The 23,907-nt window shown below is 51.6% G+C and carries 27 protein-coding genes; 14 read left to right on the top strand and 13 right to left on the bottom strand.

Translation table 11 applies throughout. From position 1 onward, the window contains the following. Window positions 1-3: 3 nt before the first annotated feature. From murD to RBH92_RS00500, 9 genes are read right to left on the bottom strand one after another with little or no spacing between them, the layout of a single operon-like run. Complete coding sequence (murD, locus tag RBH92_RS00540) at window positions 4-1,419, bottom strand: UDP-N-acetylmuramoyl-L-alanine--D-glutamate ligase (protein WP_307932805.1); 1,416 nt, start codon at window positions 1,417-1,419, stop codon at window positions 4-6. A 4-nt stretch (window positions 1,420-1,423) separates the two neighbouring features. Further along, window positions 1,424-2,509, bottom strand: a complete 1,086-nt coding sequence (gene mraY / locus RBH92_RS00535; RefSeq protein ID WP_292922109.1) for a phospho-N-acetylmuramoyl-pentapeptide-transferase — start codon at window positions 2,507-2,509, stop codon at window positions 1,424-1,426. Then, window positions 2,500-3,906 carry a UDP-N-acetylmuramoyl-tripeptide--D-alanyl-D-alanine ligase gene (locus tag RBH92_RS00530; RefSeq protein ID WP_307932804.1) on the bottom strand — a complete coding sequence of 469 codons (1,407 nt, stop codon included), beginning with the start codon at window positions 3,904-3,906 and terminating at the stop codon, window positions 2,500-2,502. The genes mraY and RBH92_RS00530 overlap by 10 nt, the downstream gene beginning before the upstream one ends. Beyond that, complete coding sequence (locus RBH92_RS00525) at window positions 3,903-5,447, bottom strand: UDP-N-acetylmuramoyl-L-alanyl-D-glutamate--2,6-diaminopimelate ligase (protein ID WP_307932803.1); 1,545 nt, start codon at window positions 5,445-5,447, stop codon at window positions 3,903-3,905. The genes RBH92_RS00530 and RBH92_RS00525 overlap by 4 nt, the downstream gene beginning before the upstream one ends. A 5-nt stretch (window positions 5,448-5,452) precedes the next feature. Further along, on the bottom strand, window positions 5,453-7,183 hold the full coding sequence (locus RBH92_RS00520; protein ID WP_307932802.1) for a peptidoglycan D,D-transpeptidase FtsI family protein: 1,731 nt from the start codon (window positions 7,181-7,183) through the stop codon (window positions 5,453-5,455). Continuing rightward, entirely contained in the window at window positions 7,176-7,478 is a 303-nt protein-coding gene (gene ftsL, locus RBH92_RS00515; RefSeq protein ID WP_307932801.1) for a cell division protein FtsL, read from the bottom strand. Before ftsL ends, RBH92_RS00520 begins: the two co-directional genes overlap by 8 nt. A 5-nt stretch (window positions 7,479-7,483) precedes the next feature. Continuing rightward, window positions 7,484-8,428, bottom strand: coding sequence for a 16S rRNA (cytosine(1402)-N(4))-methyltransferase RsmH (gene rsmH, locus RBH92_RS00510; RefSeq protein WP_307932800.1), 945 nt, complete (start codon window positions 8,426-8,428; stop codon window positions 7,484-7,486). Window positions 8,429-8,449: 21 nt separating this feature from the next. Beyond that, window positions 8,450-8,896 carry a division/cell wall cluster transcriptional repressor MraZ gene (gene mraZ, locus RBH92_RS00505; protein WP_292922120.1) on the bottom strand — a complete coding sequence of 149 codons (447 nt, stop codon included), beginning with the start codon at window positions 8,894-8,896 and terminating at the stop codon, window positions 8,450-8,452. 9 nt (window positions 8,897-8,905) lie between these two features. Then, window positions 8,906-9,190 carry a hypothetical protein gene (locus tag RBH92_RS00500; RefSeq protein WP_307932799.1) on the bottom strand — a complete coding sequence of 95 codons (285 nt, stop codon included), beginning with the start codon at window positions 9,188-9,190 and terminating at the stop codon, window positions 8,906-8,908. A 19-nt stretch (window positions 9,191-9,209) separates the two neighbouring features. Between RBH92_RS00500 and RBH92_RS00495 the strand changes: the two genes are divergently transcribed. The 13 genes from RBH92_RS00495 to RBH92_RS00435 all read left to right on the top strand — a co-directional run bounded on the left by RBH92_RS00495 (window position 9,210) and on the right by RBH92_RS00435 (window position 18,745). Then, window positions 9,210-9,827, top strand: coding sequence for a DNA-3-methyladenine glycosylase family protein (locus tag RBH92_RS00495; protein WP_307932798.1), 618 nt, complete (start codon window positions 9,210-9,212; stop codon window positions 9,825-9,827). A gap of 105 nt (window positions 9,828-9,932) precedes the next feature. Then, complete coding sequence (locus RBH92_RS00490) at window positions 9,933-10,280, top strand: addiction module antidote protein (protein WP_307932797.1); 348 nt, start codon at window positions 9,933-9,935, stop codon at window positions 10,278-10,280. Between the two features lie 143 nt (window positions 10,281-10,423). Next, a complete protein-coding gene (locus tag RBH92_RS00485) occupies window positions 10,424-11,068 on the top strand; it encodes a hypothetical protein (protein WP_307932796.1) in 645 nt (214 codons plus the stop codon). Further along, window positions 11,061-11,540: a hypothetical protein gene (locus RBH92_RS00480; RefSeq protein WP_307932795.1), complete on the top strand. Its 480-nt coding sequence runs from the start codon at window positions 11,061-11,063 to the stop codon at window positions 11,538-11,540. The genes RBH92_RS00485 and RBH92_RS00480 overlap by 8 nt, the downstream gene beginning before the upstream one ends. Before the next feature lie 80 nt (window positions 11,541-11,620). Then, window positions 11,621-11,977: a Rap1a/Tai family immunity protein gene (locus tag RBH92_RS00475; RefSeq protein ID WP_307932794.1), complete on the top strand. Its 357-nt coding sequence runs from the start codon at window positions 11,621-11,623 to the stop codon at window positions 11,975-11,977. A 136-nt stretch (window positions 11,978-12,113) separates the two neighbouring features. Next, on the top strand, window positions 12,114-12,425 hold the full coding sequence (locus RBH92_RS00470) for a nucleotidyltransferase family protein (protein WP_307932793.1): 312 nt from the start codon (window positions 12,114-12,116) through the stop codon (window positions 12,423-12,425). 48 nt (window positions 12,426-12,473) lie between these two features. Continuing rightward, window positions 12,474-13,631 (top strand): cysteine desulfurase family protein, encoded by a 1,158-nt coding sequence (locus RBH92_RS00465; RefSeq protein WP_307932792.1) that lies wholly within the window; start codon window positions 12,474-12,476, stop codon window positions 13,629-13,631. Between the two features lie 72 nt (window positions 13,632-13,703). Further along, a complete protein-coding gene (locus tag RBH92_RS00460) occupies window positions 13,704-14,453 on the top strand; it encodes a phosphocholine cytidylyltransferase family protein (RefSeq protein ID WP_307932791.1) in 750 nt (249 codons plus the stop codon). Window positions 14,454-14,459: 6 nt separating this feature from the next. Continuing rightward, the gene (locus RBH92_RS00455; RefSeq protein ID WP_307932790.1) at window positions 14,460-14,915 is read left to right on the top strand and encodes an HIT family protein; all 456 of its coding nucleotides are present in this window, start codon (window positions 14,460-14,462) and stop codon (window positions 14,913-14,915) included. Further along, window positions 14,912-16,009, top strand: a complete 1,098-nt coding sequence (locus RBH92_RS00450; RefSeq protein WP_307932789.1) for a fatty acid desaturase family protein — start codon at window positions 14,912-14,914, stop codon at window positions 16,007-16,009. Before RBH92_RS00455 ends, RBH92_RS00450 begins: the two co-directional genes overlap by 4 nt. Then, window positions 16,009-16,746, top strand: coding sequence for a 2,3-bisphosphoglycerate-dependent phosphoglycerate mutase (locus RBH92_RS00445; RefSeq protein WP_307932788.1), 738 nt, complete (start codon window positions 16,009-16,011; stop codon window positions 16,744-16,746). The genes RBH92_RS00450 and RBH92_RS00445 overlap by 1 nt, the downstream gene beginning before the upstream one ends. Window positions 16,747-16,762: 16 nt before the next feature. Beyond that, window positions 16,763-17,311, top strand: coding sequence for a DNA-deoxyinosine glycosylase (locus RBH92_RS00440; RefSeq protein ID WP_307932787.1), 549 nt, complete (start codon window positions 16,763-16,765; stop codon window positions 17,309-17,311). Between the two features lie 402 nt (window positions 17,312-17,713). Then, the gene (locus tag RBH92_RS00435; RefSeq protein WP_307932786.1) at window positions 17,714-18,745 is read left to right on the top strand and encodes a VanZ family protein; all 1,032 of its coding nucleotides are present in this window, start codon (window positions 17,714-17,716) and stop codon (window positions 18,743-18,745) included. Between the two features lie 47 nt (window positions 18,746-18,792). Here the strand turns inward: RBH92_RS00435 and RBH92_RS00430 are convergent, their stop codons facing one another. The 4 genes from RBH92_RS00430 to RBH92_RS00415 all read right to left on the bottom strand — a co-directional run bounded on the left by RBH92_RS00430 (window position 18,793) and on the right by RBH92_RS00415 (window position 23,082). After that, complete coding sequence (locus RBH92_RS00430) at window positions 18,793-20,169, bottom strand: DUF4139 domain-containing protein (RefSeq protein ID WP_307933981.1); 1,377 nt, start codon at window positions 20,167-20,169, stop codon at window positions 18,793-18,795. Window positions 20,170-20,272: 103 nt separating this feature from the next. After that, complete coding sequence (locus RBH92_RS00425) at window positions 20,273-20,629, bottom strand: DUF3135 domain-containing protein (protein ID WP_307932785.1); 357 nt, start codon at window positions 20,627-20,629, stop codon at window positions 20,273-20,275. Between the two features lie 233 nt (window positions 20,630-20,862). Then, the gene (locus RBH92_RS00420; RefSeq protein WP_307932784.1) at window positions 20,863-22,380 is read right to left on the bottom strand and encodes a methyl-accepting chemotaxis protein; all 1,518 of its coding nucleotides are present in this window, start codon (window positions 22,378-22,380) and stop codon (window positions 20,863-20,865) included. 246 nt (window positions 22,381-22,626) lie between these two features. Then, the gene (locus RBH92_RS00415) at window positions 22,627-23,082 is read right to left on the bottom strand and encodes a YbaN family protein (RefSeq protein WP_307932783.1); all 456 of its coding nucleotides are present in this window, start codon (window positions 23,080-23,082) and stop codon (window positions 22,627-22,629) included. Window positions 23,083-23,283: 201 nt separating this feature from the next. On the opposite strand from RBH92_RS00415, the gene RBH92_RS00410 reads away from it, so the two are divergent. Further along, window positions 23,284-23,751, top strand: coding sequence for an FKBP-type peptidyl-prolyl cis-trans isomerase (locus RBH92_RS00410; RefSeq protein ID WP_307932782.1), 468 nt, complete (start codon window positions 23,284-23,286; stop codon window positions 23,749-23,751). Window positions 23,752-23,907 lie beyond the last annotated feature (156 nt).

The following is a 23,907-nucleotide window of genomic DNA, read 5'->3' as shown; positions in this document are numbered from 1 at the left end:
GGCTTAGTGCTTCTTCTGTCCAAAACTGAAAAACTTGTTCTCGATATCCTTGACCGCCGCCACGAAAACTTCCGCGCGATGGATATAATTTCTGAACATATCGAAACTGGCGCATGCCGGCGAAAGCAGCACCACGTCGCCCGCTTGCGCCAACAAGAAGCTTTTTTGCATCGCCTCTTCCATCGTAGCCGCGAAATGCAACGGCACTCCGCAATCTTTTAATTCATTGGCGATAATTCCGGCATCACGGCCTATCAGCACGACCGCTCTGGCGTTATTGGCAACGGCATCCCGCATCAACGAGAAATCCTGTCCCTTGCCATCTCCGCCGGCGATTAAAATGACATTCTTTCTCATGCCATTCAGGGCTGCTATCGTTGCACCCACGTTAGTGCTCTTGGAATCATCAAAGAAAGTCACGCCATTGAACGCGGCAACCTTTTCCATCCGGTGCGGCAGGCCGCGAAATTCGCGCAAAGCCGCCAACAAGGGCGCCATCGGAAGCGCCAAGGCGCGGCAGATCGCCAACGCAGCCAAAGCGTTGGCGGCATTATGCAAGCCATTGACGACGAGCTCGCTGGTTTTCATCAATGGCCGGCCTCCCTCCATCAACCATAAATCGTCACCGTTGTGCAGCATGCCGAAATCCGATTGCACGGACGCGCTATCCACCCCGAAGGTTACGTGCTTCCGCTGTGCTAATGCCATGCCTTTAACCACCGGATCGTCACGGTTTAATATTTGTATGCCAGCATCTTCTTGTTCATGCAAAAAAATTCTTGCTTTGGCCGCGATGTAATCTTGCATCGCGGCATAGCGATCCAGATGATCTTCGCTCAAATTCAGCACGGCAGCGACGTCAGCATTCAGATTATGCGTGGTTTCCAATTGGAAGCTGGACACTTCCAGCACCCAAGCTTGCGGCCAATCACCGGCGTCGATCCGTTTCATGAGCGCATCCAATACGGCTGGGCCGATATTTCCGGCCACTTCGACATTCCAGCCCGATTTTCTCAACATCGCGCCCACCATCGACGTTACCGTGGTTTTGCCGTTTGATCCGGTAATCGCCAGCACTTTCGGTTTCGGTAAACCCGATTGTTCCAGCGCCCATGAGAACAGCACCATATCGCCAACCACCGGTATGCCCTGTTTTACCGCTTGCTGAACGCAAGGATCCGCAACCGACACACCCGGACTGATCGCGATCATTTCAATATCGTCCAACATAGCGCTCTCAAATTTACCGGTAAAGACTCTCACGTCCGGGTGCTTTTCCCTTACCTCCCGCAATGCCGGGGGCTGCTGACGGCTATCGGCAACGCGCACGTCCGCGCCTTGCCTTATCAGCCATTTCACCATGGATAAGCCCGTTTCACCCATTCCAAGCACCAAGATTTTTTTACCGCTTACATTCATCGGTTCATCTTAATTTCAACGTCGATAGACCTATCAATACCAAAATAATGGTAATAATCCAGAATCGCACGACCACCTGATTCTCTTTCCAGCCTTTCAATTCAAAATGATGATGCAGCGGCGCCATGCGGAAAATGCGCCGTCCCAGCAACTTGAATGATGCAACCTGCAACATCACCGATAGCGCTTCCACTACAAATACGCCGCCCATGATCACCAGCACGATTTCCTGGCGCACAATGACCGTCACCACCCCCAATGCGGCGCCCAACGCCAGCGCGCCGACATCGCCCATGAACACTTCCGCGGGATACGCGTTGAACCATAGGAATGCCAGTCCTGCGCCAGCCATTGCGCCGCAAAATACCGATAATTCCCCGGCGTTCGGGATATAAGGAATCCCTAGATACTTGGCAAAAACGACGTGACCGGTGACATAGGCAAAAACCGCCAGCGCGCTGCTGATCATGACCGTCGGCATGATCGCCAAGCCATCCAGGCCATCAGTCAGGTTCACGGCGTTGCTGGTGCCGACAATGACAAAATAAGTCAACACGACAAACCCGATCGTCCCCAGTGAAATCGCCACTTCCTTGAAAAAGGGCACGATCATATCGGTTTGTTCCGGTAACTCGGCGGTGGAAACCAGATAACTCGCCACCGCAACGGCAATCACCGATTGCCAGAAGAATTTTGATTTGGCCGAGAGGCCTTTCGGATTGCGATGCACCACTTTGCGATAATCGTCGATCCAGCCGATCACGCCAAAACCCAAGGTGGTTAACAGCACCACCCAGATATACCGATTGCCCAAATCCGACCAGAGCAAAGTGGTCATAACGATCGACATCAGGATCAACGCGCCGCCCATGGTCGGCGTGCCCATTTTAACCAAATGCGTTTGCGGACCGTCGTCGCGCACGGATTGTCCGATCTTGTAGGCGGTCAGTTTACGTATCATATACGGACCGATAATGAACGAAATCACCAGCGCGGTTAAAGTCGCCATAACCGTTCGCAAAGTGATATAACTAAACACATTGAATGCCCGTATATCCTGCGCCAGCCATTGCGATAACGTCAGCAGCATGGCAGCTCCTCGGGTTGCTCCAGCTGTTTAACCACCCGTTCCATGTGCATAAAACGCGAACCTTTCACCAGCAAAGTCACATCCTCCGCCAGCAAATGCTCGGTAACGCCCAACAATTCGTCGACCGACTCGAAATGCCGCGCGCCCTGACCGAATTCTTCCGCGGCGTAGGCGCTCAATTCGCCCAAAGTCAGCAATTGATCCAGCCCGGCGTTGCGCGCATCGCGGCCGATAGTGCGGTGCAAGTCAATCGCCGAATGGCCGAGTTCTCCCATATCGCCCAGCACCAGTATTTTCCTGCCTTTCGCGGCGGCCAATACCGCCAATGCCGCTCTCACCGAATCCGGATTGGCGTTATAGGTATCATCAATCAGCAGCGCATGATGCAAACCGCATTTTTTCTGCAAGCGCCCCTGAACCCCTCGGAACGACTCCAGTCCTGCGGCAATCGCTTCGTTCGATACGCCGATTGCATAAGTTGCGGCGGCAGCTGCTAATGCATTGTAGATATTGTGTTTTCCCAATGCGTGAAGTTTTATGCCGACGGCCCCTGCGGGTAACTGAAATAGGATCTGCTGATCTTCCTGCCCGGTTTGCAGCTGCGTTCTCACTTGCGCATGCGCCTGCAAGCCAAAGCCGATGACCTGACGATCACCGGCCAGCTCACGCCAGAGCGTTGCATAGGAATCATCGGCATTGATGACTGCTATCCCTTGCGGGCCCAGTCCCTTGAAAATTTCTCCCTTGGCGCGCGCAACGGCCTCTATGGAGCCGAGACCTTCGATATGCGCTGCCCCGGCATTGGTAATCACCGCGAGATCGGGTTTGGCCAATTGCGTCAGATAGGCAATTTCACCAACGTGATTCATACCCATTTCAATCACCGCATAGCGGTGGTGATGCCGCATTCGCAACAACATTTGCGGCACGCCGATATCGTTATTCAGATTACCCTCGGTTGCCAGCACGCCTTGATCCCGGCCGGCGAGCAAGGGTGATTCCGCTGCCGTCGCTTTGCGTAATATGGCTGCGATCATTTCTTTGGTGGTGGTTTTTCCATTACTGCCGGTAACACCGATCACAGGCATCACAAAACGGCTCCGCCATTGCGCCGCCAAATGCCCTAAACCCAGCCGCGTATCCGCCACGCGGATCAATGGAAAATCCTGCGGCAAACCGGCATCATCCCCGGCTGCCAGCGGAACCATCGCGGCAATCGCGCCTTTTAGTCTGGCGCTTTGCACGAAGCGGCTGCCGTCAAATTTTTCGCCGGTTAATGCCACGAAGAGCTCGCCTGCCGCAACTGTGCGGCTATCGGTACTCACACCCCTGAATAGCACATCCGGACCGCTCCATCCGGCTTGCAAGATTGCCGCAGCTTCTTGGACCGTCATCATGGCTGCACCCGTGCCTTTTCGGCCAAATCTTTTAATACTTGCTGCACCACATCCGCATCACTAAATGGAATTTTCTTGCCTTTGATTTCCTGAAATTTTTCATGCCCTTTGCCCGCTATCAGGATGATGTCGCCTTTGCGCGCATTAGCGATGGCTTGATAGATTGCCAGCGATCGCTCAACCTCGATCTGGTAATTCGTTTTGGCGGTGCCGGCAACCATATCCTTGATAATCTCTATCGGGTCTTCCGAGCGCGGATTGTCGCTGGTAAAAATCACCTCATCCGCCAGCCGGGTTGCAACGTCTCCGATCAACGCGCGTTTTCCCCGGTCACGGTCGCCGCCGCAGCCGACCACGCTGAACAACCTTCCTGGTTTTGTCATATCGCTCGTTTGGTTCATTGTCCGCAATAATTCCCGCAAGGTGCACAGTACTTTCTCCAGTGCATCGGGGGTATGCGCGTAATCCACGATGACAATCGGCTGGTCAACCCCACCGTATTTCTCCATCCGTCCTGGTATGGGTTGCACAGATTGAAGCGCCCGGACCGCATCCGGCAATCGAACTCCGCTTGCCAGCAGCGCAGCAGCGGCTGCGAGCAAGTTGGATGCATTGAATTTACCCAGCAAACCGGCTTTTAAATGTTCGTGATTATCCTCAAATTCGATATCAAACTCCAGACCGTCGATATCAAATTTTAGATTCGAACCATAAACCATGCTGAATGAACCGGGATAGCGCTTTTCCGGGTAATAAAAACCGTAACCCAGTATTTTTGTGGATTTGCCGGTAATCTGCCGCGACAGCTCAACACCCAGCACATCGTCCATATTGATGACCGCATATTTCAATCCCGGCCAGAAAAACAAACGCGCTTTGGCCGCGGCATAAGCATTCATATCCTGATGATAGTCCAGATGATCGCGCGACAAATTGGTCAGCACCGCGACGGATATGACTGTGCCATTGATTCGTCCTTGCACCAAACCATGCGAAGAAACTTCCATCACCGCAGCTTGCGCCCCTTGCTCGACAAATTTTGCCAAAGAGCGCTGCAATACGGTCGCATCAGGCGTGGTATTTTCCGTCATATCCAGATTACCGCAAAATCCGCTGCCCAGCGTTCCAAGCACGGCGGTCTTTTTCCCCAAGCTTGACATCGCTTGCGCGTACCAATGACTGCAAGAGGTTTTACCGTTCGTTCCGGTAATGCCGGTTATCCATAATTTTTCCGACGGATACCCATGCACGTGACTGGCGATCAATCCGGCATTTGTCTTTAATTCCTCGATCGCCAGCGATGGAATGTGCCAATTGGGATTCCAGGAAAAATTTTGCGGATCCCAAAGAACGGCATTGGCACCTGCCATAATCGCTTGCGGAATGAATTTGCGGCCGTCGGTCGTTTCACCCGCATAGGCCAGGAATGTATCTCCCGGTTTTACCAGCCTGCTGTCGGCGACCAGGTTCCTGATAACGATCCCCAATTCATCGATCCGCCGGGGATCAAACATTTTCGGTGTGTTTCGATTAGCCGTCATTACGCTCATCCTTCGTCACCTATTTCCGGGGTTGCGGTAAAAGTGATGACATTGTTGGCGGGCGCATCGGGCGGTATATTCAAAATACGCAACGCGCTTGACATCACTTTGTTGAAAACCGGCGCCGCGACAGCCCCGCCGAAATATTTTCCTGCGGAAGGCTCGTCGATCATCACCGCAATGATCAGGCGCGGATTCGATACCGGGGCAAAGCCTACAAAAGTTGAGATATAGCGTTTATTGGCGTAATTGCCGTCGACCAGTTTATGCGCCGTTCCGGTTTTACCGGCGACGCGATAGCCGCTGATTTGCGCCAATGGCGCGGTACCGCCGGGTTTGGTCGCCATTTCCAGCATCTCGCTCATGGCCATCGCGGTATCGCGTGAAATCACGCGCTGCCCCATGACCGGCATGTTCTGTTTTAATAGCGAAACCGGTTTCAATTCGCCGCCGCTGGTGAAAATCGTATAGGCGCGCGCCAATTGCAGCAGGCTGGTTGAAATGCCGTGACCGTAAGACATGGTGGCCTGCTCGATCGGGCGCCATTTGTTATACGGCCGCAAAATGCCGCTCGCTTCGCCGGGAAAACCGGAATTGGTCAATGCGCCGAAACCCGAGCGGTTGAACATTTCCCACATGGTCTGCGGTTCCAGCGACAACGCGATTTTGGCGGTGCCGACATTGCTCGATTGCTGAATGATTTGCGCAACCGTCAGATCGCCTTTGTTGCTGACATCGCGTATGGTTTTTCTGCCGACTTGCCACATCCCCGGCGCTGTTTGAAAAACGGTATTCGAGTTAACCTTGCCGACCTCCATGGCAATCGCCACGGTAAAAGGCTTCAGCGTCGAACCAGGCTCGAAGGTATCAATCAGCGCCCGGTTGCGCAGCCTTTCATTGGTGATCGACGACCGCCGGTTCGGGTTATACGCCGGTAAATTGGTCAAGGCCAGAATCTCGCCGGTTTGCGCGTCCAGCACCACGATGCTGCCGGCTTTGGCGCGATTTTCCAGGACGGCGTTTTTCAATTCCGCATGCGCGCGGTACTGAACTCTACGGTCGATCGACAGCACCAGATCCTGACCGGGTTTAGGCGGACGGATATTTTCCACATCTTCGATGATCTGTCCTTTATTGTCCTTCAATACCCGGCGGCGGCCCAGCTCACCCGCCAGTAAATCCTGCCAGCCGCGTTCGACGCCCTCCTGGCCTTCGTCATTGATGTCGGTAAATCCCAAAACATGCGCCGCAAATTCACTTTCCGGGTAATAGCGCTTGGATTCGTACAGCAAATGGATGCCGCGAACCTTCAGTTTCATGATTTTCTCAGCGGTGTCCGGCACGATGTGCCGCTTGAGATAGACAAAACGTCTGTTTTCTTTATTGATCAGCGTATTGACTTCAGAGATTTCCATCTCCAGCAAACGCGCCAAATGCTTTAATTTCTCCGGATCGATTTCGATCATTTTCGGATCGGCATAAATCGAAGCGACCGGGGAACTGATCGCCAATATGTGGCCATTGCGGTCGGTAATCATGCCTCGGTCCGCATTCATGTCCACCACCCGGCTGTAACGCGATTCCCCTTTCTTCTGCAAAAAATCGTGATGCATGCCCTGGAGATACGCCGCGCGCACCGCCAGACTGATGAGACCGAGCGCCAGCAGGCCGAATAACAAGATCGAACGCCATGCCGTCAGCTTGACTTGCGGTATCGCGGTTTTAATCTTAATCATGATGCGCCCCTGCTTTTGAACGATCTTCGGCGGCGTTAATCGATACAATTTGGATATTCGAAGCTGGCGGCACCACCATCTTCAAGTGCTCTTTCGCAATTTGTTCGATACGCCCATGCATAATTAATGTGCTCTGCTCCAGCTGCAACCGGCCCCATTCAACTTCCAGTTTCTGTTCGATTTCCTTTTCTTTCTCCAACGCCATGAATAATTTGCGCACGGTATGCTGCGAGGTCACCACGCCCAGAGCGCATACAATCGATACCAGCACGAAGAAAATATTCAGCTTGAACATTCCGGTCATCCGTTCACTTGAATTTTTTCCGCCACACGCATCACCGCACTCCTCGCTCGCACATTTTCCGCCACCTCATCCGCGCCCGGCTGGATCGCCCGGCCAATCACCCGCAATGTCTGCCGGCTAAATTTCTTCAATTCCGCTTCGCGCATCGGCACACCTCTAGGCAATTCGTCCGCGTTCGCCGCTTTCCGCATAAACTGTTTCACCATCCGGTCTTCCAGCGAATGAAAGCTGATCACCACCAACCGCCCGCCCGGCTTCAGCATGTCCACGCACTGCGGCAACACTTGCGCCAACTCATCAAGCTCCCGGTTCAGATAAATCCTTATGGCCTGGAACGTGCGTGTCGCCGGGTGCTTGCCATGTTCGCGCTCCCGCTGCCGGGATCGCACCGTTGCCGCCACGATGCTGGCCAACTGCCCCGTCGTTGCAATCGGTTGTTGCGCTCCGGCCGCCACAATCGCTCGCGCAATCGGTCTTGCAAACCGTTCTTCGCCAAACTCGCGGATCACTTGCGCCAACTCCGCTTCGCTCACCGTTGCCAGCCACTCCGCCGCTGTTTGCCCGGCCGATGTATCCATGCGCATATCGAGCGGTCCGCTATCCCGGAAACTAAAACCGCGCGAAACCTCCTCTAACTGCGGCGACGACACCCCCAAATCCAGCAATACCCCATCAACCTGCGCGACACCCAATGTCTTTACGATCTGCTGCATTTGCGAGAAACTGCCGTGCCGGATACAAAAGCGCGGATCCGCTATCGCCTGCGCCGCTTCGACTGCAGCCGGATCCCTATCCAGCGCGATCAACCGGCCATGCTCGCCTAAGCGCGACAGGATCAGGCGGCTATGTCCGCCGCGGCCAAATGTCGCATCGACGTACGCGCCATCCGGCTTGATCGCCAAGGCATCGACGGCTTCGCGCAACAACACCGGCTTATGCATCTGCCGCTTTTGCCGCGCCGCTTACAGCGAAAATCCGTTCAGCTCCGGCGGCATATCGCCGCTCTTGAGCGCCAATGCCATTTCAAGCTGCACGCCCCATTGGGCCGCATCCCACAATTCAAACTTATTGCCTTGACCCACCAGCACCACATCCTTGGATAAACCGGCAAATTCACGCAGCGGCGGCGACACCAAAATGCGTCCGGCGCCGTCCATCTCGACATCGCAGGCATTACCCATCAACAACCGCTGTAAATTGCGGATTACCGGATCAAAACTGGAAAGACTATTGAGTTTTTGTTCTATCGGTTCCCAGGCTGGCTGGGGATAAATCAGTAAACACCTGGACGGATCCACCGTCACGATCAAGTGCCCAGAGCAAGAAGACACCAGCTCGCCACGGTATCTTGCGGGTATCGCAAGCCGACCTTTTGCATCCAGACTGAGCTGCGTGACGCCACGAAACATGCTGTCTCCTCATATTACGGAAAATTCATCGAGGCCCACCAAATTTTCCCACATTCTCCCACTAACTCCCACTTTAATCAAAAAATCAGCATCCGTCAAGCAAGAAATTGGGTTTTTATAGTTATCTGACAAAGACTTAAAGCAGGCGCGGCTTGCCACGGAAAGGGCAGCAAAATATTCAAAAAAATAAGGTAGATAGAAGAAAAACCGGAAGCTGGTTATCAATTGGGCAATGGAAATGGCGGCGGCGGGATTGTGCTCGCAGGTAAAAAAATGCACACTGCGCGGTTTCAATTTCCCACTTCAACCCCAAATGACACCGGCTTATTGGACGCAAGCAACCCGAGAATTGGCGGCGCGCGATGCGGTGATGCGGCAATTGATCGAGCAATTCGCCGATGCCTCATTGGAATCGCGCGGCTGCGCATTCACCACGCTGGCGCGTTCCATCGTCGGCCAGCAAATCTCGGTCAAAGCCGCCGAAAGCGTGTGGCAACGGGTCATCGCCACGATTCCCGCAATCACTCCGCACAACATTGCCGCAGCCGAGCGGGAATTACTGCGATCGTGCGGATTGTCCGCGAGAAAAGTCATCTACCTGCACGATTTATCGCGGCACTTTCGCGAAGGGGATTTGAATGAAACAGCATGGGAGGATCTGGACGATGAAAGCATCATCAAACAACTGGTTCAAGTCAAAGGCATCGGCCGCTGGACCGCAGAAATGTTCCTGATTTTCCACCTGCACCGCCCGGACGTGCTGCCGCTCGACGACATCGGCCTGCAACGCGCAATCAGCCTGCATTACTTCGATAAACAAGCCGTCGACAAAAACACCCTGATCAAAACCGCCAGACCGTGGCAACCGTGGCGCTCGGTCGCCACGTGGTACTTATGGCGCAGCTTGGATCCGCTGCCGGTGGCGTATTGAGATTTTGAGTTTTTGTTCAATTGACGCATGCCAATCATGAAGTTACACTCAACCAGGTAGCCTCAAAATCGCTTTACGCCTGACGCGTGATTTATAGGAATACCAATGACCGATAGCAAACTGCATACGACACCATTCGATGTTGCCGAACATCTGAGAACCCCGGAAGAAATGGCCGCCTATCTCGAAGCATGCTTTGAAGAAGCCGGTGACGACGCCGCCTTCATCGCTCGGGCATTGGGCAATATCGCGCGCGCAAAAGGCATGTCGCAAATAGCCCGTGATTCCGGTTTATCGCGCGAAAGCCTGTACAAAGCCCTTTCAGGAGAACGCAATCCCAGCTTTGACACGATTCTTAAGGTTATTCATGCGTTGGGCATCAAACTTCACGCAACGGCAGCACCTGCACTGGATCAACAGACCGCTTCTGAAGTTAATGGACAATCTTATTAATAAGAAAATGATTATTTGCAGATATTTTGCTTTTTTAGCTATCTTTCTGATTCTGGTTATGCATCTTAGGCAACCGTATGTCACACGTATCGCTTGAAGAACTGTTCCGACAGAGCGTCACATTTCCAGGCCCAAGCTTACGAATGGCCGGACTCCAAGAAGTTCGCGAAGCAATCGAAGAACAACTCGTACACATTAAGGGCCAGCATGCAATCTGCCTGTACGCGCGCCTCAAACGCGAAGCTCGCATGATGGCCGACGAGGATATCGAATACGAACAACATCAGTTAAAAAACTTAGTGGATGAACTATTTCCGAAAGTCCTTCGCGGGGGCTTCATCGTATCGCTCTGGTCCGTATTTGAGTCATGTGTTAAGGATCTCGCCGAATACACTCGCCGCGAAAAAAAGCTACCTTTTAGTCTTCAAGAGCTACGCGCCGGGAACTTCCTCAATCAGATGGATTTATTCTTTTCAAGAACACTGAACTTGACCGTATTTCCCGACAAGGACCTCCGTACCCGCCTTGACGAGATCATGAATTTTCGGCACGCGTTAGCTCACCACGATGGCAGTGTCGACAAGCTTCCAAATTCTCTCCATTGCAAGAGCGAATCCGAATACAAAAGCAAGGGACTATTCGTATACAGAGACCTTCACCATAGTTACGCAGTACCGTCAGCTGAGTACTCGAAAGAAAGCCTCGATAGCGTTAAGAAATTTCTTGAACACTTTTCAGATCAGGTCTATGTTGCTCTACACCCCATACCACTGGAAGACAATGCATAACACTGCAAAAACAGAAACACACAAACAGTTGACGAATCCGGCTGCTTGTATCCTCGTTACCTTCGACATTAGGCATCGCATAAATCGCACTTTCTTATTCTTCTCGTTATTGGCGCCGGTAGTTTGTGATGCCGGCCCATTAGAGTATGTTTGTACGATCAAACAAGAACTTTCCGTGACCAACGATGGAAATCTAAAGTCATATGAAAATCCTATCGAGGTCGGAAATACATTTGGTATCGATCGAAGAACAGGAAAAATAATTGGCCGCCCCCTCAGTAATTCGACAGCAAGAGAGGTAAAAATAATTACCCAAGGTGACAGTTCTCGGAACTTTGAAGTGCTGTCTGCTTCTTCACCGACCGGCAAGGCGACGACCGATCTCGTGATTGTCCATGAATGGCAAAAAGATCACGAAAAGGCGTTTATCGGTTTATCATCCGGCACAGTCTACTCGGGCACATGCAAATAGCAGCACCCACAAGCGCTACGAGACGGACTCGCTACATCGGTGCTCAAGCTTTTCGTTAGCCCCTTATTGGAGACTTCATCATGCGTACCCTAGCTTTGGTTTTAGCCCTATCATTTCCCCTCAGCGCGTTCGGTTACGACCGTGCTGAGGAAATCTATTCGAACTGCAGTGCCAATCCGGGTGCTGGCGTTCAGGAAGCGATGAAAAGCCTCCATTGTTCTGGCTACCTCACCGGGATAGTGGATGGTATTCTCATAATGCAAAGTATGAAACCAGATCAAAGGCAATTCATTTGCCCGCCGAGTGAAATTTCCGGCGAACAAACACTCAAGGCCGTCACTCGTTGGTTACAGCAAAATCCAACAGTCGCAGACATTTCAGCTCGCGCGGCTGTCCTCAAGGCACTCGTAGCCACCTATCCGTGCCAACAGCGATAGGCGATCTCGATTTTCTCTCGTACCATAGGGCTAATTTGGCAAGTGAGAAAGCAAAAGCGTGTTTGTCGCTGATGGGCGATTTTATTCGCGATGCCACTGCGCTTTGTCAGTCGCTCAGCAAGCAGGCAGCGCGGTAATGCAAGCTCTTGATGTTACGCCGGATCAGCGCAAAATCCTGCTCGATCTGCTGAATGATTATCTGCCGGGCGTGACGGTTTGGGCTTACGGTTCGCGCATCAAAGGAACGGCGCGCCCGCAATCCGATTTGGATTTGGCGGTTTTTGCATCCGCGGAGCACAAGCGGTCTGTCGCCGCATTGAAAGAAGCGTTGGAAGAAAGTCAGCTGCCGTTCCGGGTCGATCTATTCGTCTGGGATGAAATTCCAGCGCAGTTTCGCGACAATATTCAGCAGGCGCATGTGGTTTTGGTCAGCTCGCGTTCGTCATAATGCGCCCTTAGCATACATTCTTTTATCGATTAACCACTCACGAGAGTTATGGAAACAACCTACTTCGACCACAACGCCACCACCCGCGTCGACGATGCGGTTCTTGAAGCCATGCTGCCGTATTTTCAGCAGCAATTCGGCAATGCATCCAGCCGTCATAGTTATGGCATCCAAGCGCGGCGGGCGATCGATAAGGCGCGCAAGCAAGTGGCGGAGGCTGTCGGGGTGCAGCCGGTGCAGGTGATTTTTACCAGCGGCGGTTCGGAGGCGAATAATTTGTTCATTCGCGGCGCGGTGGATAGCTTGAAGCCGGGCAATCTGTTCATCAGCGCGATCGAGCATCCGTGCGTGCTGAAACCGGCGCAAGCGATTGCGCGGCGCGGTTGCGACGCCTGGACAGTGCATCAACTAACGATCAATCCAGATGGGCAAGTCGATGTGGCCGCTGCCGAAACCGCAATGCAAGCGGCTAAACCAGGGGTGGTATCGGTGATGCTGGCGAATAACGAAACCGGCGTGATTCAGGATGTGGCCGCGATTGCCGGGCTGGCGCGTTCACAGGGTGGATACGTGCATACCGACGCGGTGCAGGGGCTGGGCAAGATCCCGCTGGATTTTGCCGCGCTCAACGTCCATGCGATGACGTTGTCGGCGCACAAGATTTACGGCCCGAAAGGCGCGGCGGCGTTGATCGTCGATAAACGCTTGCTGTTGAGACCATTGATTTACGGTGGCGGGCACGAGAATGGCTTGCGTTCCGGCACCGAGAACGTGCCGGCCATCGTCGGCTTCGGCGTGGCGTGCGAATTGGCAGTCACGCGCCTGACGGAAACCGCACAGCATACCGCCCGGCTACGCGGGCAGCTTGAAGCCGGATTGACCGGCATGGGCGCTACGATTTTCGGCGGACAGGCGGCGCGCATTCCGAATACCTGTTATTTCGCGCTGCCGGATATCGAGGGCGATACGCTGGTGGTGAAGCTCGACAAAGCCGGTTTTGCCGTTGCAGCCGGAGCGGCTTGTTCCAGCGTCAATCCGGGTCAAAGCCATGTGCTGAGTGCGATGGGTGTCGACCCGATGCTGGCGCGCTGCGCGGTGCGCGTGAGCCTGGGCCGTGACAACACACTTCAACAAGTGGATGGCTTTTTGCGTGCGATACAACGCATCGTTGCCGAATTGCGGCAAATTGGCAGCATTTCGCTTTAAAAACGCATCGCGGCGATCAAACTTCGCTACAATGCCGAATTGATAAAAACGCATCAATTCATCGACCCAGTCATGACCATTCCAACTGCGAAACCGATCAAAGCCATCATTCTCAGCGCCGGACAAGGGCGGCGGCTGCTGCCGCTGACCGAGAACACACCCAAATGCCTGCTGCCGGTCGCCGATAGACCGGTGCTGGCGTGGCAAATTGACGCCTTACTTGCCGCCGGGATCGACAACATTACCGTCATTACCGGCTTCCAGGTGGGATTGATCGAAGAGCTGTTACAACAACAGTATGCAGAATATCCCGGCATCAAAATCCTGTTCAATCCTTTTTACGAAGTCGCGGATAATCTCGCAAGCTGCTGGATTGCGCGTGGCGAAATGGGTAGCGATTTTTTGATCCTGAATGGCGATACCGTGATCGAACCGGCTTTGCTGAGCAAAGTCTTGAATTCGCCCCCGGCGCCGATTACACTCAGCGTGGATTTCAAGACCAGCTACGACGCCGACGATATGAAAGTACAACTGGATACCGCTGGCTGGGTGCAACAAGTCAGTAAAATCGTGCCACCGCATCAAGTCAATGCAGAATCGATCGGCTTGATTTATTTTCGCGGTGACGGTGTGCGGCTGTTCCGGCAAGCGGTTGAAGAAGCGTTGCGCCACCCGGCGGAATTGAAGTCATGGTATCTGTCGATCATCGACCGGCTGGCCAAAGATCATCGAGTCAATTCCTGTCCGATCAACGGATTGCGCTGGTGCGAGATCGACTTCATTGAAGACTTGTCGCGCGCCGGCATCATTTTCAGTCAATAATTTCGTATGACGCAACACGCGATCCCATCAGAATTCAACGCCACGATGCGCAAATTCGGCGCGCCGCAGACGATCATCCGCTCGTATCAATATTGGTCGGTACTGCTGCGTCCGGCGCAAGCGACATTGGGCGCGTTAGTATTGGCCGCGCACGAACCGGCCACGGCATTTGCACAGCTAAGCCCGGCGAGCTTCGCCGAATTGCACGGCGTCACACGCGACATCGAAGCAGCCCTGACCCAAGCATTCCACTACGACAAAATCAACTACTTGATGCTGATGATGGTCGATCCCGATGTGCATTTCCATGTGCTGCCGCGTTACGCGCAGCTAAAAACCTTTGCCGGCCTCGAATTTACCGATGCCGGTTGGCCGGCAGCGCCGAATCTGGGGCACGTCAATGCCACCGACGCGGCAATCAATCAGCAAATCATCGAACACCTGCAGTCTTGCTGGCCATGAGCGATACCGGACAACCGGCTGCAACCGGAGAAAACAAGCCTTACGTCAAGGAATTCCCGCTGCGGGAAGCACATCACCTGGTACGCGATTTGATGACACCGAATCCGTGGATTTACTGGAGCGATTTTCTGTTTCATATCACGCTCGGCTGGGCAGCATTTTTTACGGCGCTGTTTTCCCCGCTGTTTTCGTTATGGCAATTGGGCGGTTTTGTGGTCGCAGTCTTGGCCTTATACCGCTCCGCGATTTTCGTGCACGAGCTGGCGCATTTGAAAAAAGGCACATTCCGCAATTTCCGCCTGGTGTGGAACATCATCTGCGGCGTGCCATTCATGATTCCGTCGTTTACCTACGACGGTGTGCACAACGATCACCACAAGCCGGATGTTTACGGTACCACTGCCGACGGCGAATATCTGCCGTTCGCCACGCGCAAACCGGCAGAAATGGTGATTTACGTATTGCTGTCGTTTTTGATTCCGATTGCATTGGCGGCCCGTTTCGTACTGTTGACGCCAGTTTCGTATCTGATTCCGCCGTTGCGCAAAATCGTGTGGGAACGCGCGTCGTCGCTGACCATCGATCCCACCTACCGGCGCGCGCCGGATGCGATCCGCAACGATCTCAACTGGCAACAGCAAGAACTCGGCGCCTTCATATTCGGCGCCAGCGCCATCGCACTGGTCTGGTTCGGTGTATTCCCGGTGTCAGTGCTGGTATTGTGGTACCTGATCGCGGTATCGGTATTCATTCTGAATTCACTGCGCACGTTGGCAGCGCATGCTTACCGCAATCCGGGCGACCGCAAAATGACGTTGCCGGAACAATACCTCGATTCAGTCAATATTCCCGGCAATATCCTGGTCACGCCGTTATGGGCGCCGGTCGGATTGCGTTATCACGCCACCCACCATCTGTTCATGAGCATGCCGTACCATAATCTGGGCCGGGCACAACGCCGCTTGGTCACCCGGCTGACCGACAACTCACAATACATCAAAACCCTCCGCAGCGGTCTTTGGCCGGCACTTAAACAAATTTGGCGGGAATCCTCGGAAGCCGCCGCGAAAGCTTCACAGCAGCAAAACGGCTGATGCGGCAAGCGCTTGCAGCAACTGATAATGTGCAATCCTTAACGACCAAGCTGGTATTGCTGCGGCACGGGCAAAGCATCTGGAACCGCGACAAAATCTTCACCGGCTGGAGCGATGTCGCCTTGAGTCCGAAAGGCGAACAGGAAGCCAGGCGAGCCGCTTTGCTACTGCAACAAGCGGGATTCACTTTTGATCTGTGCTTTACTTCGATGTTGCAACGTGCCACTACAACTGCGCATATCGTGCTGGAAACCATGCAGCTCGACATTCCGGTTATACAAAACTGGCGGCTGAACGAACGCCATTACGGCGCATTGGAGGGGATGGCGCGCTGGCCGGCCATTAAGCAATTCGGCGTCTGGCCGATTCTCGGTTGCCAAATCAAATTTGACGCCATGCCGCCAGTGTTGCACCGCGACGATATCAGATATCCCGGTCATCAGCGATTGTACCACGGCATCGACCCGGCGCTGCTGCCGGCTGGCGAGAGCATGCAGCAAACACGCGCGCGCCTTGCGCCCTATTGGCTCGATACCATTTTGCCGGAAATCCGGCACGGCAAGCGTATTCTAATCGTTTCCCACCGCAATACTTTACGGGTGCTGCAGATGCTGCTGGATCAGCTGACGCCGCTGCAAGTGATGAAGCAAAAACTCGCCACCGGACGGCCCCTGGTCTATGAATTGAATCATCAAGGCCAGGCATTGCGGCATTATTATGCCGATCAATTGACTTGATCGGATTTGACCTCGTATGCCGGTGATTCATAGCTTTCCCCCGGTTGCGGGAAGCAATGTCAGAATTCTGATTCTTGGCAGCATGCCGGGCGAAGCTTCACTGACCGCCAGCCAATATTATGCTCACCCGCGCAATGCGTTCTGGCCGATCATGGCGCCGTTGCTGCAAATCCAATCCGATGCACCGTATCACCAAAAATTAGCCGCGCTCCGATCGTCTCCCTTTGCACTCTGGGATGTGCTGAAATCCTGCAAGCGAACCGGCAGCCTTGATTCCAGCATCGAAGCCGACACCCAAAAAATCAATGATTTTCAGACATTATTTACCCAACACCCGGCCATCACGCATATCTTCTTTAATGGCGGAAAAGCCGAAGCCTGCTTCATGCGTTATGTTCTGCATCAATATGATTGTGGATCACTGCAATTGACCCGCTTGCCATCGACCAGCCCGGCGAATGCCCGGTTGCCGTTTGAAGACAAGGCTGAAATCTGGCATGAAGCCATTAACCGGGCGTTGGCATCCGATGCTCTGATCGCGGAAACACAAAGCGGGAATACTTGACGTCCGAGCATGGAATACGTTTAACTAACACCTGCAATGAAATAAACTTCTAAGGAAACACTGATTAATTCACTATACGAGCGAATCACTTCGTTGCGCGGCACTCGCTTCCTCGCCTATCTTGTTGATATATCTCGATTGCTGCGTTCCGCGCGCCTCGTGCTTCATCTCGTTCGTCGAATTAATCAGAGCTTCCCTAACAAAATACAAGGGGAATTCGCAAAATGAAAAAACTCGTCATTATTGCTTTTGTCATATTTGCAGCCGGATACGTGGCGCTGATGATTCAATATTTTTAATACGGCTTTTTACATCAAAAGGGCATATAAACGCATCGCATGTTAACAAAAAACCTGCATGACCGGCGCCGCCAATCTAGCAGGGGGTTTTTCGCGCGGATATATGCCCCTGTTTAACATCAACTGCCTGCTGTTTGTCTTCCTGGCCTTGGCGACCCTGGTATTGCATTCTCAAATCCATCAGTATGAGCCGATCGGACCCGATATCCGGAACGGCAACTGGAAATACCACCCGGCGCACGGCAATCACGCCGAAATCTCCGGCAATATCCTCACCATTTATTCCGGCGACGCAAAAGCTGGCATCAGCGTGCAGCACGATTTATTTCCAGTCAAACCCGGCGTCATGATTCTGGTATCCGCCGAGGTTAAATGCATCCATGTCATTCCAGGCAAACAATCTTGGAATAAAGCCAGAATTTTGCTGGCACAAAATGACGGAATAACGGATCGCTGGGAATTGCCGCACACCGTTGTCCAATTGTCGGGCGACAAGGACTGGAAAACTTATCGAACGGCGTTTCCAATTGCCAGTGATACGCGATCGATCAGCCTGTATGCGCAATTAAGTCAAGCAACCGGACTTATGAAAATCAAAAATGTGCAGGTTTTCCCGGTACTGGAAAATGAAGTTTACCCGGTGGTAAAAAAAGCAGTCTTAACTGCATGGGGCTTTTTTTTCTTACTTCTGGCCGGTTCACTGCTTTTCACTCGCGAGCAAACCATAATTCTTCGCGTGCTGTTGCTGACCGCTTTGATTTCCATACTGGCAGGCACAACGCTCCCCAACGATATCAAGATTGCATTATTGGACGGAATCAGCACGCTGATCAATGCGGAAAGCGAAGCTTTCAAAGCAGCGATCCCGTGGGATTTGGATAAAGCCGGCCATGTATTTTTCTTTTTTCTATTAGGGTTGATACTTCGTGTGATGATGGCAAACGGATCAACCTTTCAAATCATAGCTGTCATTCTGATGCTGGCGGCTGGCACCGAAATAACGCAGCTTTATATTGAAGGGCGAACACCGCTGCCGAGCGATTTTTACATTGACGCCGCAGGCGCTGCCGCCGGTATCGCTTTGGCGGCTTTCCTGGGATTCATCGGGAAAAAGGTTGTTACTGCCGGAAAATAAGCCGAAACGATTTTATCTTGCTACATTTTCCTAGCGGAAAGCGTTACTCAAAACTTCACCCGCACACGATATTTGAGTGTGGACGAAGCTTCGGCCGGCACAGTCACTTTCCATTCTGCGGTATTGCTCACCGGTTTATGGTGGGAATGGCTTTCTTCCAGTATTTTCCAGTCACCTGGGATCGGTTCTTGCACAATCACTTCCACCGCCTCTTTCTTGGCATTCTTGATCACAATTTCATACGCGCTTTCAAATTGATTAACATTGTTACCTATGTTCAAACTTTTGAAATCAATTTGTTTTTTTGCAGCCGTGACATCAAATGAGTAACCTAGTTTTAGACGCACCGTCTCATTTTTGGGCGTGTGATCAATGTTGTCTTCGCCGACAAATTGCGCGTTGCCGGATTGATCGCGTTTGTATACCCGGATTGTGCCCTTGGGTAATGGTATACCCAACCGGTCCGCTTGTTTATTGTCGAATAATACAATCACACTCGCTTTATTTTTCTGCCCCAGATCGCCATGCCCGGAGAAATAATAATAATCACTGCCGGCCAGAATAAGCTCCTTGCGAACCGGGATATCTGACGCATTCAACAACGCAACTTGCTTGGTTTGGTTTTCGTGAATGGTTGTCAATCTGTCCAAGCTGTATAAGTGATATTCCATCAACGGCTCTTGGGCCATTGATGGTGCTGCCGCATCCATCGCACCTTTCGCATACATCGCCAGCGGCCTTGCAACTTCATTTTGCACCCGGTTAACATCGCCAGCCACCAATTGCACTTTTGCATTGGCATAGCTGGCGCCGCTGGTATTAACCAACGTGACCCAGCCGGATAGATCCATCTGCTCATCGCGATCGTTCAATTCCGCGACGTAATCCGCTTTCCAAGATAAACCGCCGGTCAAATAACTGAGTTCGAGTTTTTGCGCGGATTGACCGGTAATAGTACCCTGCATGACTAACGTGGGACGATCCCGCAAATTGCCGGGCACATTCTCGAAGGTGATCCTACCCGGTGTCCCGGTTTCGATGCGATCGGCGAATTTAAGCACCACCCCTTCATTGACAGCCAATACCGTAGCGCTTTCTTTAGTTTCCACGCCGGTAGCCGGATTAACTCTCATCACAGACACCGTCTTTCCTGCATATTTATTGAGAAGGCTCTGCGGCGTCAGCAAGTCAAAATTGAAATTCTGTTCCAAGACCGTGAGACCGGTTGGATCAACGATGCTCCGAAGCAGCGCGGTTTCCGGCCGGATCAACGCGCTGACATCGCGCCAGGCCAAATTAAATTCGCCATTGGCGATATCAATATGGCGAAAATCTTTTACCAGCGCCAAGTCATTGTTATAAATAGTGACAGCCACCGATTTCTGATCTTTCAGAGTGCTTAACAACTCATTGGAATCGGCCATCGCGCTTGCGAAAGCGTAAACCCATGCACAACCGATGGTGATAAAAACCTTACTAATCTGGCGATGGTTTCGGATTATTTTCACGGGCAACGGCTTGCCTATCTTATTTGTCAGGCTTAGGACGCTCGAAAGATAAAACTTTTGCGGTTGGCGCATTTTCAAGCGTTTTAAGGATTTCTTTAGGCTCTTGGAGTACTTTCAGTAATCCGTTTTCTCCAAGAACATTGGCCCACATTTTCTGGGATATTTGTAAACAGGCAGCCATCGGATTATTCGCTTGCTTGCGAATTTGATCGACTTGCCACTGCAAACCGTTCATGCGCTGTTTTAAATGCGACGGCGCCTGAGCTATCAATTCATCAATCATCTGCTGCCGCATGGCTTCGAATTTCTCTGGTTCGTGCTGGGCCAGCTGCGACCACTGATCAAAGTCAAAATCTGGAGCTTTTTCTTCTTCCATAGAATTTAATTAGCAGCTCATCCTTAACGAACATGCTTGCTTTTGATTGGTGATACTCGCTGAAATTAATCGATAAAACCAGTAAAAACTTTAATACCGGAATACCCAAGTTGCCGGGCTTATCCGATAAAAGCCCAAACAGCCGATGCGTTATTATATGCGAAAAATAAAAAAGCCGGAGTCAGTGCTAAATGATATCCGGCTTTTTCAATTGAAACAGCTCTGTTGAATCGTTATTTGAATTGATCCGCCAAGCCGGAGAGCATTTTAACTTTCTCAGTCATCGCCCGGCTTGAGGTCGATAATTTTTCCACCAATTGACCGTTATGCTGGGTAACTTCGTCAATCTGCGAAATCGCTTGATTGATTTGTTCGATTCCGTTGGCTTGTTCCATGGATGATTGAGTAATTTCACCCACGATATCGGAAATTTTCTTGACGCTGTTGGTAATCATTTTTAATGATTCAGCGGATTGATTGACGAGCTGCGTACCACCTTCCACCTTAGCCACGCTATCGTTAATAAGATCTTTGATCTGTTTCGCGGACTCTGCACTACGCCCCGCCAAAGTACGCACTTCGTTGGCAACGACTGCAAATCCCCGTCCTTGCTCTCCGGCTCGTGCCGCTTCTACAGCCGCATTGAGTGCTAATAAATTGGTCTGGAAAGCAATCTCATCGATGACATTGGTAATATCGGCAATTTTCTTGCTGCTTTCGTTAATTTGCGACATTGCCTGAATCGTGCTGGAAACCACATCACCGCTTTTCTCAGCTTGGTTGCGCGCTTCCATAACTAACACATTGGCTTGTTTCGCGTTTTCAGCATTCTGTTGAACGGTTGAGGTGATTTCTTCCATGCTGGAAGCGGTTTCTTCCAAACTGGATGCTTGGTTTTCCGTGCGACCAGACAAATCAACGCTACCTGTAGCAATATCATCCGCAGCATTTTCCAGAACAACCGATGATTCTTTCACCCGGCCAATTGCGGTACGGAGTTTTGCGCCTTGAAATATTTGCGCATATTCTAATTGTCCCAGTTCATCGGTGCGTCCGCTATAAATGAAGCGTGCCACCGGATCGTTAGCGATTTTCTCAGATTTCGCAGCTAGTGCCCGAAGCGGACTCAGCAGCTGGTGAATCACTGCAAAACTGATCATGCCGCCTGTTGCAAAGCCGATTAACGCAAAAAGCAATGAAATCTGTTGCGCCACTGCCAGTCCGGTAAACAGCAACGCAAAAACACCCGTCACTGCCAACACAATTTTGGCCGTAATTCCCATCGGAAATCGAGAAAGCTTTACCGCATCTAATTTGGAACGCTTTTTATCTTCTGGAGATTTTTTGGACATGATCTTCGCATACAAAGCTTCCGCACGATCAACCCAAACTTTTTCCGGTTTAACCCGGACCGATTGGTAACCGATGATTTTACCGTCTTCATATTGCGGGCTGGCAAAGGCATCGACCCAATAATGATCACCGCTTTTATGGCGGTTTTTGACCATCCCCATCCACGGATTTCCCGCTTTAAGCGCTTCCCACAGCATTGCATAGGCTTCCGGCGGTACATCAGGGTGACGGATGATATTGTGATTTTTATTCTCGAGCTCTTCCCAAGTGAAACCGCTCATTCGGATGAAATCTTCGTTCACCGATGTGAGCGCACCTTTCATATTGGTTGTCGAAATGATCACACAATCGTTATTCATCCCCATATCGCGCTGGGTAACGGGTTCATTAATTCTCATAGCATATTCTCACTCTAATGGACAAGAAAGGTAGGTTTTTTCTTACGACAAAAACTTCAACAACTTTAGTTCTTTGCTATGTTAAAAGAGAGAAAAATAATGAATGTACGGAATAACAGGAAGAAACGAGCTTATTCAATCGACACACATCCGAGAATCAGCAATGGATTCCCGGTTTAGCTTCCAAGAAACTAAGCAGAAAATTTCCGCTAAAAATGATTACATGTTTGTAGGAATAATGTCAGATCAGCTTCCAGAAGCTCTTTCGGGTATACGCTTTACATAAAAAGCCAAAACACTGCCGATTACGACTAGCATCACTTTCTGCCAAAGTTCCGGAACAATCAGAATGGAACTACCGAATGAAATTGCCATCAATAAATACGCCCAGCGCTTAACGCGCGCTGGAATACTGTGATAAAGCTGCCATTCACGAATAATTGGCCCGGCGATGCGATTTTCCAGCAATTTCCGGTGAAAGCGTTCCGATCCTCGCGCAAAACAGGCAGCCGCTAATAAAACAAAAGGAGTGGTCGGCAATACCGGCAAGATGGCGCCCAATACCGCCAGGAATAAAGCCAAAAATCCCGCGCCCAAATATAACAACCGGACGAATGGCGATTCATGCAAGCACAACAAGTCCGCCGATTGCAAATCTTCGGCCAGTTGCACATTCTGATTTGAATCACTCGGCTCAGTCATACGCATTTGCAATGGATCAGTTTCATGAATGATTTGAAAAAGGAGCATGAATTATTGCCAGTTAGACAATATAAATCAAGCACTATCAGCACACGATATCGCCTGAAAACTAACCCTGAAAAAGAAGCGGCGTTACCGGCTATAATATTGAAGCGCTATTCATCCATATTAACCAGATTTATTTTTATTGTTGAGGACACTATGAAGAAGACAAAAACATTGTTGAATTTTATGATCATCCTGCTTGCTTTGGCGATACCCCAAGCGGCCTTCTCTTATAAGGACTCAGCCAGCAACAGCGCGGACGATCCCGCATTTCAAAAAATTGACACCAAAGTCGGTACCGGAGAAGAAGCGGAAATCGGTAAAACCGTCAATGTGCACTATACCGGCTGGCTATATGATGAGGATGCTCCAAACAAGAAAGGCCCCAAATTTGACAGCTCGCATGATCGCAAAGAACATTTCTCATTCATGCTGGGCGCCGGACGGGTGATCAAAGGCTGGGATAAAGGCGTTCAAGGTATGAAAGTCGGCGGACAGCGCACATTGATCATCCCGCCATCGATGGCCTATGGTTCACGTGGCGCGGGCAATATCATTCCACCGGATGCCACGTTGATTTTTGAAGTGGAGCTCATCGGTTTAAAATCCGGCGCGTATCACTAGCCTTGGTCTGAAGATTCCTTCGCCCAGCGGATGAATCTTCGGTAAAGCGATCCCCATTGTCACTAACCTGATCGCTGCACAGTAACGGAGCATTCACCATCGCTTGCTGATTACACCGGCATCCAAATTGATCAACCCGCCGCAGAAATTGAGGGA

The organism is Nitrosomonas sp. sh817 (genome assembly GCF_030908545.1).
Taxonomy (GTDB): domain Bacteria; phylum Pseudomonadota; class Gammaproteobacteria; order Burkholderiales; family Nitrosomonadaceae; genus Nitrosomonas.
This window is presented reverse-complemented; position numbering and strand designations above follow the sequence as displayed.